At 40.1% G+C, this 13,496-nt stretch carries 13 protein-coding genes; 4 read left to right on the top strand and 9 right to left on the bottom strand.

Features of this window, described 5'->3' with window-relative positions:
* The 3 genes from M2R48_RS07625 to M2R48_RS07635 form a co-directional block, all read right to left on the bottom strand.
* The coding region (locus M2R48_RS07625) for a CoA-transferase (protein WP_315972840.1) at window positions 1-197 on the bottom strand (197 nt) is incomplete at its 3' end.
* Between the two features lie 136 nt (window positions 198-333).
* Window positions 334-624: a muconolactone Delta-isomerase gene (catC, locus tag M2R48_RS07630; RefSeq protein WP_004820442.1), complete on the bottom strand. Its 291-nt coding sequence runs from the start codon at window positions 622-624 to the stop codon at window positions 334-336.
* A 14-nt stretch (window positions 625-638) separates the two neighbouring features.
* Window positions 639-1,748 carry a muconate/chloromuconate family cycloisomerase gene (locus tag M2R48_RS07635; protein ID WP_262085654.1) on the bottom strand — a complete coding sequence of 370 codons (1,110 nt, stop codon included), beginning with the start codon at window positions 1,746-1,748 and terminating at the stop codon, window positions 639-641.
* Between the two features lie 118 nt (window positions 1,749-1,866).
* Between M2R48_RS07635 and catM the strand changes: the two genes are divergently transcribed.
* On the top strand, window positions 1,867-2,784 hold the full coding sequence (catM, locus tag M2R48_RS07640) for a cis,cis-muconate-binding transcription regulator CatM (RefSeq protein ID WP_034617960.1): 918 nt from the start codon (window positions 1,867-1,869) through the stop codon (window positions 2,782-2,784).
* Window positions 2,785-2,968: 184 nt separating this feature from the next.
* Here the strand turns inward: catM and M2R48_RS07645 are convergent, their stop codons facing one another.
* The 3 genes from M2R48_RS07645 to catA all read right to left on the bottom strand — a co-directional run bounded on the left by M2R48_RS07645 (window position 2,969) and on the right by catA (window position 6,817).
* Entirely contained in the window at window positions 2,969-4,531 is a 1,563-nt protein-coding gene (locus M2R48_RS07645; protein ID WP_262085656.1) for a dynamin family protein, read from the bottom strand.
* Entirely contained in the window at window positions 4,531-5,787 is a 1,257-nt protein-coding gene (locus M2R48_RS07650) for a GTPase (protein ID WP_262085657.1), read from the bottom strand. Before M2R48_RS07650 ends, M2R48_RS07645 begins: the two co-directional genes overlap by 1 nt.
* Before the next feature lie 85 nt (window positions 5,788-5,872).
* The gene (catA, locus tag M2R48_RS07655) at window positions 5,873-6,817 is read right to left on the bottom strand and encodes a catechol 1,2-dioxygenase (RefSeq protein ID WP_004721555.1); all 945 of its coding nucleotides are present in this window, start codon (window positions 6,815-6,817) and stop codon (window positions 5,873-5,875) included.
* Between the two features lie 555 nt (window positions 6,818-7,372).
* On the opposite strand from catA, the gene M2R48_RS07660 reads away from it, so the two are divergent.
* Window positions 7,373-8,638 (top strand): OprD family porin, encoded by a 1,266-nt coding sequence (locus M2R48_RS07660; protein WP_262085658.1) that lies wholly within the window; start codon window positions 7,373-7,375, stop codon window positions 8,636-8,638.
* A 587-nt stretch (window positions 8,639-9,225) separates the two neighbouring features.
* Here the strand turns inward: M2R48_RS07660 and M2R48_RS07665 are convergent.
* From M2R48_RS07665 to M2R48_RS07675, 3 genes are read right to left on the bottom strand one after another with little or no spacing between them, the layout of a single operon-like run.
* Window positions 9,226-9,348 carry a DUF2474 family protein gene (locus M2R48_RS07665; RefSeq protein WP_004820453.1) on the bottom strand — a complete coding sequence of 41 codons (123 nt, stop codon included), beginning with the start codon at window positions 9,346-9,348 and terminating at the stop codon, window positions 9,226-9,228.
* A 14-nt stretch (window positions 9,349-9,362) separates the two neighbouring features.
* Complete coding sequence (cydB, locus tag M2R48_RS07670) at window positions 9,363-10,367, bottom strand: cytochrome d ubiquinol oxidase subunit II (RefSeq protein WP_034617970.1); 1,005 nt, start codon at window positions 10,365-10,367, stop codon at window positions 9,363-9,365.
* Window positions 10,360-11,817, bottom strand: coding sequence for a cytochrome ubiquinol oxidase subunit I (locus M2R48_RS07675; RefSeq protein WP_262087465.1), 1,458 nt, complete (start codon window positions 11,815-11,817; stop codon window positions 10,360-10,362). The genes cydB and M2R48_RS07675 overlap by 8 nt, the downstream gene beginning before the upstream one ends.
* 344 nt (window positions 11,818-12,161) lie before the next feature.
* Here M2R48_RS07675 and M2R48_RS07680 point away from each other — a divergent pair, with 344 nt between their 5' ends.
* Window positions 12,162-12,554, top strand: coding sequence for a CidA/LrgA family protein (locus tag M2R48_RS07680; RefSeq protein ID WP_262085659.1), 393 nt, complete (start codon window positions 12,162-12,164; stop codon window positions 12,552-12,554).
* A complete protein-coding gene (locus tag M2R48_RS07685; RefSeq protein ID WP_262085660.1) occupies window positions 12,551-13,243 on the top strand; it encodes an LrgB family protein in 693 nt (230 codons plus the stop codon). The genes M2R48_RS07680 and M2R48_RS07685 overlap by 4 nt, the downstream gene beginning before the upstream one ends.
* The last annotated feature ends 253 nt before the right edge of the window (window positions 13,244-13,496 follow it).

The raw sequence follows: 13,496 nt of genomic DNA on the forward strand, positions 1-13,496 counted from the left end.
AGCAGTTTAGCCAGACCATAATCGCCATTGCCTGCATTGTTATTGACAATCACCAGATCTTTAACGCCAAGTTCAATCAGCCCATCGATCAGCTCTGCGGGTTGTCCTGCTGTTCCAAAGCCACCAATCATAATGGTTGCATCATCTTTGATATGTGACAGAACCTCAGTCAACGAGAGCTTACTTTTATCAATCATAAGACGAACCTTTTATCCATGTTTTTAAATTTCTATACATACCGCATTAGCAAAGATAGACATGTATAGAAACTTAAAAAACTGTGAGAAAGAACTTATCTCACAGTTATTTAGTCAATGAATTTACACCCGCTGCTTAATGGTCATCTTCTCGAATTGAAGACGGATGACGGTTTAAGGCAGTCACTTCGATATTCATATAAGGATATAAAGGCAATCCCTGTAAAATATTGTGGAGTTCTTCATTGCTCTCTACATCAAAAATACTGGTGTTTGAGTATTGGCCTGTAATACGCCAGATATGACGCCATTTCCCTTGACGTTGTAAATCTTGTGAATAAGCCTTTTCAATTGCTTTAATTTCATTGGCTTTTTCGACGGGCATATCGAGGGGGATGTGTACATCCATTCGTACTTGGAAAAGCATGTCAGCTCCTTGAATTATTGACGACGTAGGTTGTCGATTTTGTCTTCATCTAGTTCAATGCCGAGGCCCGGACCAGTTGGAATTTTGAGCTCAAAATTGCCATATTGAAGCGGTGTTTTTAAAATTTCTTCAGTTAGTAGCAGTGGGCCAAATAATTCAGTTCCCGCTGCGAGATTGCTAAATGTAGAGAAGGCATGTGCTGAGGCAATTGTTCCAACAGGACCTTCAAGCATAGTGCCACCATAAAGATCAATACCTGCCAGATTGGCGATTTTACCGACTTCGCATGCTTCAATCAGACCACCAGATTGCGCAACTTTTACCGCAAAGACTGAGGCTGCATTGGTTTTTGCCAAGTTATAAGCACTTTGTGGACCTGTTAACGACTCATCTGCCATGATCGCGATATCAAACTTACGGCTAAGACGTTGCATGGCATCAATATTATGTATTGCGCAAGGCTGTTCAATCAGGTCAACACCACCATCTTGAAGCATTTGAATCCCTTTAATTGCATTCAGTTCAGACCAAGCACGGTTAACGTCTACACGAATTGAGATGTCTGCGCCCAAGGCTTTTTTGATTGCCAATACATGCTCAACATCTTGTTCAACAGGACGTGAACCGATTTTTAACTTAAAGACATTGTGACGTTTTAACGCAATCATTTTTTCTGCTTCGGCAATGTCTTTTTCGGTATTACCCGATGCCAAAACCCAAAGCACAGGAATACTGTCACGTAAGCGACCGCCTAGAATCTCACTCAGGGGTTGACCTAAACGTTGCGCTTGAATATCTAATAATGCAGTTTGAACAGCACATTTCGCAAAACGATTACCGTTGATATTCCGATGGATCACTTGCATTGTTTGGGCAATATTGTCACCAGACAGTGTTTTTAACAATGGCGCAAAATAGGTTTCGATATTGGTCTTTACACTTTCAGGACTTTCTTCGCCATAACCTAAACCGCCAATTGTGGTCGCTTCCCCCCAGCCAATTAAACCATCTTCAGTCGTGATTTTAATCAGGACCAAGGTTTGGGTTTGCATTGTCGCAACGGCCATCTTGTGAGGACGTATCGTTGGAATTTCGATTAACAGCGTTTCTATGGACTTGTACATCGTGGTTATTTCTTAAGTATCAATCTATTTATATACCCTAATTTAATGTAATATCTTTAACTAGGCCGATTTTGGTATTTTTAGATACTTAAAAGGTATATAAAAGGGATTTAGAGAGATGGAATTAAGATATCTTCGTTATTTCGTTACGGTGGTCGAAGAGCAGAGTATTACCAAAGCTGCAGAGAAACTATGTATTGCTCAACCGCCATTGAGCCGTCAGATTCAAAAGTTAGAAGAAGAACTCGGTATTCTTTTATTTGAGCGTGGCACACGTCCAGTAAGAACAACAGAAGCTGGGCAATTCTTTTACCAACATGCGGTACAAATTTTGACTCATACTGCGCAAGCTACCTCTATGGCGAAGCGTATTAGTTCAATGAATACAATTGTCCGTATTGGTTATGTCAGTTCATTGCTGTATGCGTTACTGCCTCAGGTAATTTATTTATTTCGTCAAAATAACCCTGATATTCAGGTTGAGCTGATTGAATACAGTACCAAGGATCAAATCGAAGCACTCAAACTCGGTAAAATAGATTTAGGCTTTGGTCGTTTAAGAATTAGTGATCCATCGATTAAGCGCATTTTATTGTACAAAGAGAAATTAAAACTAGCCGCGCATAAAAATCATCATTTAACCAGTTATATTGATAAAGGTATTTATTTATCGCAAATTATCAATGAACCTATTTTTTCTTATCCAGCCACACAGAAGCCCAATTTTTCAACCTTGATTCAATCCATTTTTACCGAATTAGGCTTGGTACCGAAAGATATGGTTGAAGTTCGAGAAATCCATATGGCTTTGGGCTTGGTTTCATCTGGGGAGGGGATATGCATTATTCCTGAAAGCGCCAGTGAAATAGGCATGAAGAATCTGGTCTATATTCCGATTTTGGATATAGAGGCCTATAGTCCTATTTCATTAGCTGTGAGAAATATGGATCAAAGTCCTTATTTACCTAAGATTTTAGAATGTATTCGACAGGTCTTTGAAGAAGAAGGGATTCCACTTCAACTGGACGGGGATTAATCGAGTATAGGTCTGAGCTGAGATCAATATCATCCTCGCCTTCTCCCAACGGGAGAAGGGACTTTCAATACCAATATGATTCACTCAACATGATCATTTTTTTGATTTATGAATGAGATCTATTGAGTTAATGATTTGAAACTATGATTTTAAAATATTGATTTTAAAATGACATTATCAGTCTTTATCCTTGCATTCTTAATGAATTCGCAATGTATTGTAGTTCCTGTTCGTCATTGATTAAGCCTTGCTGGATGGTGGCAATTTGCTCTTGAAGATTGCTTAGCAGTTCTTGGCATTGTGCGATAACTTCATCGCTATATTGATCAAGCTTTTGCCACAAACTATGTGAGATCTCGCTATATAAACGGTCATGCCCAATGGCCAAGATCTCGGTTGCATCATCAGCATAAATCACTTCATACGCCAGATGCTCAGCAAACTGTAACGGACTGAGAGGGGCATATTGCAGTTGATAATCCGATAAAGTATTTGCAATATGTTGTGATAGACGCTGTTGAGCCTGTTGGGTCAGTGCACTATACAATTCATCCACCGCTTGCTGCTCGGCATGTTGCTCTAATAAGCTTGGCAGGGTTGCAATCATACTGCGCCATGTTTGCGTAATGATCTGCTGTTTATGTTGCAGCAAAGCGCTCATAGCATTGCTTAGCTGCTGCTGTAATTGATGCAGTTGTGGCACAACCTCAAGTTGTAAAGGCGTTAGAATTTGTTCTTGTAAATGATGTAATAAGGCTTCCGCAGGTTTACGCTGTTTATAAGCCAGAGCAGGTTGGATCAAATGTAAAAGTGCATCAAATAAACGATTAAAACCTGCTTTTTGCATGGCCTGATCATTGAAATCCGCATTTTTCAACATCTGAGAGGAGGTTGAAATTGGCGATTGCAACAGCACAGGATCAACTTGCATTGCGATCAGTTGGTTAATAGCACGGGTTTGAACATCGGTTTCTTGCAGATAACGTTGGTCAGAGGTTTTATTGCATAGAATCTGGCAAATGTTGCCATCGACTTCATCTTCTTCAAAATAATCACTTCGTGTAAGCACTGGCAATAACGGTTTATGTCGGCGTAATTCCTGCCCCAAAGCCGCTAATTCTTTGACCTGACCGGGTGAGGAGGAACTACTGAGCCAAAGGACACCATCCGCACTATCCATAAAGCGTTGGGTTAATGCTGCATTTTCTGGCGTAACGGAATGAAGTCCTGGGGTATCCAGTAAAATGAGGTTGTTCGCTAAACAAACCCCTTGTAAGCGTGTGGTGGTTTCTGTGGCACCTTCTTTAAAACGCTCCTGACTATTGATAATTTGACCTGAGTCGAGATAAAAATATTCAACGCTTTGCTGGCGTCTGTGAAAACACTCTGCCACTACGTTACAGAATGAACTTTTACCCGCATTGAATTTTCCGAAAATCAGCAAAATAATCTTATCGTCAAAATGATCTGCGATGGATTGTGCCGCATGTAGGGTCTCTAATTGTGTTTCCCAATGGCTGAGATAGCTTTCAAGCTGCGAATTGAGTACTGCGATGTCTTGGGCAATCTGACAATGTGATGTCAGTCCAATGGGATTGATACGTTGTTTATTAAGATTGATCGCCAGTTGTTGATACCACGTGTGCATCTTATTTAAATGCAGGATGATGTCCTGTTCATGCTGATCAAAAGCTTTGCTACTCGCAATCAGCGTCTGAATCGAATCATGCGAATCATGAACGGTCATTATACCTGCTCCAAAGTGGTTGATGCTTGTTGAGCTTGTATGATGAGCTGCTGTTGCTGCTGCAAATTAAGTAATTGCTGTTGCAACTGCATTCGATCATAAGACAATTCAAAATAATGGGCAAATTCACCACGTAAACGTTCACGACCTGATTCTTCCACAAAAATAAGATTGAGATCCTTACGCAGTTTGACTGAAACACCCATCACCGCAACCATGACCGTATCTAGACTGCGTACATTACTTTTTTGCGTATCGGGTAAACCCACCACACCATAGCGCACCAGATGGCTATTGATTTCGATACAGGCACGAGAATAAGCCACTTGAATACGGTTACGATCACGTTTGCCCGCAGTTACTTTATACATATTGGCAAAAGAATCTGGTTCTAGCGAATTATCCTGCCCAGAGACCTGTAGGACCGGTTGTAAATCTTGACGCACTTTATCTAATATTTGATTGAGATCACGCTCAAAATTTTGGCGTTGCTGCTGTAAGCTTGTTGTAAGTTGCTGAATGTTACTTTGAATGGTTTCTAGGTGCTGGGATAAGCGCATTTTTAGATCAACAATGATCTGTTTTTTTTCAAATTGACGTATTGCGGGGACTTGCTCAAGCATCCGATGAAGTGTGTGTTGTAGTTCGGGGATACCACTGCGTTGTACCAGTATGGGTTTGGAGTTTTCGATACCTTGACGGTGCCGTGTAGCTGATACAGGTAGTATAGTTGCAGTTGGCGCTTGATTTTGAATGCTGCCAATAATCTGCGCTAAAATGGTTTGATCTGGAATCTGGTCAATTTGGGTAAGCAGCAGTAAGCTTTGTCGTTGGGTTTGCTTTGCATCTTGCTCGAATTGCTGGAATAAGTGTAATTCATAAGGATCAAACTCACCCTCACGTACCGAATGGACCATGAGGCGAATATCCGCTTTGTTCCACATCGCATCTTGAGCAAGTTGATCATCGATTGTCGCCACATCAGCATCCAAACCTGGTGCATCTAACCAACGGATTTGATGTTGCAGATGTTCGGAGAGGGCTACCGTTTCTCGTTTATCCGCAACTGAGAAAATATCTTGACCAATAAGCTCATTTAACAGTCGGCTTTTACCATGATTATATTTGCCAATCACTGTAACCGTCGGAAATTGACCTGCCTGTAGAATGACACGCAGTCGAGCCAGAGCTTTCGCATCTTCAGGTACAATGGCTAAAATAGTATTGCTTGCTGCATCAAAAGTATGAATATCCATCTAAATATCTTTTCCATAAAATAAATCAGGCTAAACCGTTACAGCTCGCCTGATTTCAAGATTCACAAAATGACTTTTAGCTGAATTAAGCTTGTAGGCGAGGGCGGTCAACCACATGGTTATCGACACCATCTACAAGGCGGCTAAGTCTGAGGTCAAATACCATTTCGGCAAATGGACCTTCAACACCATTGGCTTGGATCGCTGCTGCATCTGTATGTTCGATTGCGTCAACCACAAGGCCTTCACGTGTTGCGTAGGCGAAGTCATCATAAGTGTACGGGTCGCCAGCAACGTTAATTTGCGTGGTGAGTTTGCGATGACCATCTGCAGATACAAAGAAATGAATATGTGCAGGACGATTACCATGACGGCCTAATTGATTTAATAATTGTTGGGTTGGACCTTCTGGTGGACAGCCATAACCTGCAGGCAAAATCGTTTGTACACGGTATTGACCTTGAGCATCCGTCATAATGGTACGGCGCATGTTAAAAGGCTGTTGTTCGCCAGTTGGGTCAAAGTGTGAATAGAAACCTTTGGTATTGGCATGCCAGATTTCAACTTGTGCATTTGGCAGTGGTTGACCATCTGCAGCGTAAATTGTACCGTGCAAAATCAGGGTATGACCATTTGGATCACTGCCATCATCCATACGAGCAAAACCTTGGGCAACAGGTGCACCTGCGACATAAAGTGGGCCTTCAATGGTACGCGGGGTTGGGTTCTCAATACCTAAAGCGGCATCAATTGCATCCATACGCATATCAAGGAAGTGGTCAAAGCCTAAACCAGGAGAAAGTAAGCCTGCTTCATGACTGGTACCTAGTTGGTTTAAATATGCAATTGCAGCCCAATATTCGTCAGAAGAAATCTCTAAATCTTCAATGGTCTTAAATAAGTCAGAAACCACCCGATGAATGATTTGCTTAGTACGAGGATTTCCACCGTCTTGCTCAAGTCCGCTGAGTAGGTTAATGAAATTCTGTACTTCTTCCGTCTCGAAAATTCTAATATTATTGGCTGTCATGGCTATCTCCTTAATCTTGCCATAATGCTGGCTTGCGTCATATCTTTTAAGATATGTTGTGCGTTGAGCCAGCATCATTCCTAATCTTGCTTGGTTCATAAATCCTTCTATATACCTTAATTGAATGTAATCGCCTTATCTAGACTGAATTCGGTATCTTTAAATACTTAAAAGGTATATTTAACCCGCTCAAATGATAAAACTGTGATGCTTCATGCTATAGCTTGAAAATAACCATGTTGTTAGGTCATCAAAATAATAAAAATTATTTATTTTTTAATATCTTAGCTTTATTTTTATACAGCCAAAAATTGTTTATCTAGATTTAAAATAGCAGCGGTATGACTGAAAAGGTATAAACATATACCACATTATACATGGAAAATTACATTAATAATTCTGATAATGGGTAATACTGATGTATTTCCTTAATTATATCATTTTGAATTTATTTATATTTTAAGGAAGTGCAAAAGTTTTTGTCTGGAGGATAAGACAAAGAACGCCCTAGAACTTACACAACAAGAATTTCAAAGATTCAGGAAAGGATTTCCCATGTTAAAGCTAGATCTGCTTTATAAAACTCAACGAGTTGCACTTTATACGCTGTTTGGATGTCTGAGTATAGATGCTGCTTATGCCGAGTTTTTAGAAGAGAGTAACACCAGTATTTATTTACGTAATTTCTATAATGAACGTGACTACGAAGATACCAAGAATGACCTCGGCAGTTGGTCGCAGGCGGTATCTGGGCGCTTTGAGTCAGGTTATAGCGACACTGCGCTACAAGTCGGTTTGGATTTTGGTTTTCAATATGCCCTACGTTTAAATAATCGTTACGATGAACGTTTAGATACCGTTTTTAAATATGACAAAAGTGAAGCCCAACAAGCACGGGATTATTTAAAATTAGGTGCCACCTTAAAACTTAAATATCAAAATACAGAGCTTAAAGTGGGGGAGCTTTTTCCAAAAACACCGGTTTTATTTATTGATGATTCTCGACAATTGGTGACAACCTATGCTGGGGTAATGTTAGAAAGCCAAGACATTCAAAATTTAAAACTGTCCGCAGGCCGTTTTACTCATGTCAATGCCCGAGATGATGATGAATATAGAAAATTCACTTTGGGCAACTCCACAGATCCCAACAAAAGAAGTGATGGTTTAAATTTTATCGGATTAGACTATAAGTTTACCCCAAACTTCACTGGTTCATACTGGTTTGGTCAGTTGGAAGATATTTATCAACAACACTATTTCAATGCGGTTTATACAGAAAAAGTCAATGAGACTAAGCTAAAAGTAGATGCGCGCTATTTTAATTATAAAGAGGATGGTGATGCTTATTTTGGAAACATCGATGTTCAGTCTTTAGGATTACAAGCGAGTGCACAACATGGTCCAAATACCTTTTTAGCAGGTGTGCAAAAACATTTCGGTGAGGACAATATTCCACTTTTAAATGGTTATGTCCCGCAAGGATATTTACAGACTTGGTCTGCAATTGCATTTTATAAAGCGAAAGAGTTTACTTGGCATGCCTTATATAGTTATGACTTTAAAGATCATGGCGTACCTGGCTTGAAACTGACCTTGCGTTATTTGAATGGTAGTGACATTTATCGGGCTGGCTTCAAGGATAATAAAGAAACCGAGAAAAATTTGATTGTAAACTATACTGTTCCAGAAGGATGGTTAAAGGGACTTGGAGTGGAATGGCGCTATATTGATGCCAATATTAAATATGGTGTTGGAAACCTTCCAGGTAGAGATTTTGTGGAAAATCGTTTTATCACAACCTATACCTTTAAATTCTAATTTTTGCTCAATCCGATAAATCGAATGATGCCTCCTATTAAAAACAAGGGGCATCATCTTTAGTAGTTAGGACATTTAAGCGTCCAAGTATAGTTAACCTGTAAAAACTGAGACACAAGAATATAATTTCTCTTAATTAACATTTTTAATTAAATCAATTGTATGGAGAAAATAAATTGTTTGATTCTAAAAAGCTTGCATTGCCACACCTTACATTCAAAGTTTAAATATCTTTGCGTAGGCGATGCCTCCCTTTTTAGAGATAAAAAGGGACAAAAATCTTTCGTTTAACAGGGCTCTTGCGCTGCAAACAAAGCAGTGCTCTATTTTTGCTCATATACCCCCGCTCAACGGCGACATCCTTGTCGCCCCACGGTAGGATAACCATCTATGCTTCAAAAGCACAAAAAGCGAATTGATAACAAGCAGTTTCTAAAAGTTTATACAAATACTTAAGCTTCATTTCTGATCAATGACTTGATGAAAATCAGTTGTATAAATAATTAGGTGGTTTGGCTATAAATAAGGATAAGCATAGTTAAATGCTTATCCTTTCTTCGCTAGTCAGATCATCAATAGGTATATGCCTAATAGGCAAAACTAAGCATTAATCTAAACAAACCCGCAATTAAAGCCAATGCTGCAAAACCGAAACACCACAACAAAATAAACCATGTTACAGGGTTGAGTTGTTTGATGTATTTGTTCATCTAAAACTCCTTGATCAATGATAGCCTTCATCACCAATACGGACTTTGTCTCGGAAAACCCAATAAGACAAGAAGGTATAAGCGATAATAATTGGGATCAGAATTGCCGCACCGACCAAGGTAAATTTAAGACTTGATTCTGGCGCAGCGGCTTGCCAAATTGAAACTGATGGTGGAATGATGTTTGGCCATAAACTAATTACAAATCCAGTAAATGCCAGAAAAACCAATGCCAGCGTATAGACAAAAGGTTTGATCTCATGTCGTTGCTTACAAGCATGTAAAATTAAACCAGAAAAGAGTACAACTAAAATAGGCACAGGGCTGAAATAGATAAGGTTTGGTAATGCAAACCAGCGCTGGGCAATTTCAGGATGTGTGATCGGGGTATAGATACTGACGGCAGCAAAAATAATCATTAACGTGATTAACAGCTTTGGCATCAGCGTATACATGATGTCTTGTAAACGCGCTTCCGTTTTTAAAATCAACCAGCCACAACCTAAAGTGGCATACATGACAACAACACCTAGACCAGTGAAAAGTGAAAAAGGGGTAAACCAATCCCATACACCGCCACTATAAATACCTGCAGTGGTTTGAATACCTTGAATATATGCACCAAGGATAACCCCTTGGAAAAAGCTGGATAAGATTGATCCCCAAATAAAGGCTTGATCCCACAAGTATTTGGTTCGAGTTGCTTTAAAGCGGAACTCGAAGGCAACACCACGGAAAATCAATGCGACCACCATAAATATAATGGGAAGGTATAAAGCGGAGAGTACCGTAGAATAGACCAGCGGAAAGGCTGCAAATAATCCCGCACCGCCAAGCACCATCCATGTTTCGTTACCATCCCAGACAGGGGCGACCGTATTCATCATGACATCACGTTCTTGCCGGTCTGGAATAAATGGAAAGAGAATGCCAATACCTAAATCAAAGCCATCCATCACCACATAAATCAGTACACCTAAACCAATAATGCCGACCCATATTAAAGCGAGATCAATCATGATGTTTCTCCTTATTTTGATCTAGCGGCGCTTGTTGTCCATCGATTGGATCATCCACAGCACTGAGTGGCCGTAATGGGGTTTTAAAATGCCCTAAACCGGTTATTTCAGGATCTAAATGAGTTAAAAACTCAGGTCCAGATTTCATGAGTCTGAACATATAATAAATCCCAGCACCAAATACAACGGTGTACACCAATACAAAAATGATCAGACTGAGTCCTACTTGGTCGGCTGTTACGGTATGCGATAACGCATCTTTAGTACGTAACACGCCATAAACCACCCAAGGCTGTCTTCCGACTTCTGTTGTAACCCAACCTGCAAGTAAAGCGATATAACCCGTTGGCCCCATCACAATGGCGAATTTATGAAACCATGTAGATTCATAGAGGCGATTCTTTTTGCGTAACCATAAGGCTGTTAAAGACAGCAGTACCATTAACATGCCTAGACCCACCATGACACGGAAGCTCCAGAACACGATGGCTACATTTGGACGATCTTCAGCTGCAAAGTCCTTTAATCCAGTGACTTCGCCATCTAAGGAGTGGGTTAGAATCAAACTGCCTAAATAGGGAATACCGAATTCAGTTGTATTTTTTTCTTGTTGCATGTTTGGTGTTGCAAACAGCAGAAGTGGCATCGCATGGTCACGGTTGGTTTCCCAGTGTCCTTCAATTGCTGCCAATTTCGCTGGTTGGTGTTTTAAGGTGTTTAAACCATGGTTGTCGCCAATAACCACTTGTAAACAAGAGGTTACCAGCACCATCCATAAACCCATAGAGAATGATTTTTTAATTAATTCATCACGACGACCTTTAAGCAGATGCCAGCCAGCTGTGCCCACAACCAATAATGAAGACACTAAAAACGCAGCTGTTGCCATATGTGCAAAGCGATAGGGGAACGAGGGGTTAAATACAATTGCCCACCAGTCTGTCGGGACAATGATGCCATTTTCTATTGCAAAGCCTTGTGGTGTTTGCATCCAACTGTTGGAGGACAAAATCCAGAACATTGAAATACAGGTTCCAAAGGCGACCATGAGTGTGGCAAAAAAATGGGCTTTTGCGGTGACTCGACCCCAACCAAAAAGCATGATTCCTAAGAAGCCTGCTTCTAAGAAAAATGCGCTTAAAACCTCATAGGTGAGTAATGGCCCCGTCACACTCCCTGAGATACGGGAGAACTCACTCCAGTTGGTACCAAACTGGTAGGCCATGACAATGCCTGAAACAACACCCATAGCAAATGCAACAGCAAAAATTTTAATCCAGTATTTGAATAGATCTTTGTAAACAGGGTTTTGTGTCCGTAACCATTTCCATTCCAGCAGTGCAAGGAAACAGGCTAAACCAATAGAGGTTGCAGGGAAAATAATGTGAAAAGACACAGTGAAAGCAAACTGAATTCTTGCCAGTTCTAGTGCAGTTAATCCGAGACTCATCGCATGCCCCATGGTTGCTTGAGGCATTGGATTGCTATAGACCCATGACCGTCATGATTAAGTTTGGAAAAAACCATAGATCGTTCCATAAAAACTACCTACTTAGAAATAATTATTATGATCTTGCACCATTATTTAGTTGGGATGTAGGTACAGAAAATGAGGAGAAAAAATATAACAGATTTTTAAAACATGGCTAAACTGTTATATTTTTATCGGCTGCTTTTGTAGCTATATTTTTTCTTTAATGAACTGCAAACTACGGATATATCACTCAATTTTAAGTTGAAAAAAGGTATGTACCGTTAAATTTAGCTTGAGTCATGATGAATATACGGATGTAAATGACAGTGTTTTATACAATATCTGAGTTAACCACCATTAAGCGCGCGAGCTACCAAATCAGCTTGATTATAGCGATTTGGGGTTTTGCATATATGTTGCAAAAACTGTTGAATTTACCCATTGCATCAGGTGTTTTAGGTTTTTTTATATTGCTGATTTTATTGCAAATGCAATGGCTCAATTTGGAAAAGGTGAGTCTAGGTGCAGATATTCTGTTGGGGGAGCTGTTACTGTTTTTTATTCCGCCAGTGGTCGGTGTGATTCAGTATCAGCAATTACTTTTGATCAGTGGTTGGAAAATATTTCTAGTGATTTTACTCAGTACCGCTTTGGTGATGGCAAGCTCTGTGTTGATGGTGAAATTATTCTTGCAACAGGATGATGTGGAATGACGGAGTTGTGGGGCGTTTTTTACTTGCTGTGGACGGTACTGTGTTATTTCGTGGCAAAGCGCGTATTTGTTTTTACCCAGAAAATATATTTTTCTCCGATTATTGTGGTGCCGAGTCTCAGTATTATTTTGATCTTTATATTTCAGCATCGCTTTCAAGACTATTACCTATACACCCAATACTTGGTTGCCATGTTAGGACCAATTACAGTGGCATTTGCAATTCCTGTATTTCGTTATAGAGCGATCGTCAAACAGTATTTTTTCGTTTTAATCGTCAGTTCTAGTGTGTCTATGCTGGTGGGGATCTTAAGTAGCTGGCTATTGGCAAGTATATTCAATTTTGACGAAATTTTGAAAAATAGTCTTTTGGCACGTTCGATTTCTATTCCATTTGCTTTGGAGTTGACTGAAAAGATTGGCGGCTCAATCAGTTTAATTCCCTTGTTTACGGTCATAACGGGCTTAGTGGGGATGTTATTTGGTGATTTTTTACTGTTATGGATGCGCTATAAAAACCGTATTGCTCAAGGCGCTGCTCTAGGAAATGCCGCTCATGCAATGGGGATTGCGCGAGCAAGACAACGCCATGAGTTAGAAGGGGTGATTGCCAGTCTATCCATGATTATTTCAGGGATCATCATGGTGTTATTTGCGCCATTTATGATTTCATTGATGAGGGGCTGTTGATATTTCATAAATGGCTTGCGTTGTAGGTTAAAATTGAGCAGGCAAGGCATGAAACGAAGAGAATAGCGAGACTATTTTCGAGTTTCATAACGCAGGCTGAGATAATTTTAGCCACAACCCTGAGCAAGAACAAAGCACTGCTTTGTTTGCAGCGCAAGGCGCAGCGGGGGACTAGCGTGTTTTTTGCCGCTACGTGTTACCTTGCGAAACGATGTTTCTCATCATTTAGAATGACTAAATTTCGTATTTCGCG

The organism is Acinetobacter sp. I-MWF (assembly GCF_025433935.1).
Lineage (GTDB): Bacteria > Pseudomonadota > Gammaproteobacteria > Pseudomonadales > Moraxellaceae > Acinetobacter > Acinetobacter guillouiae.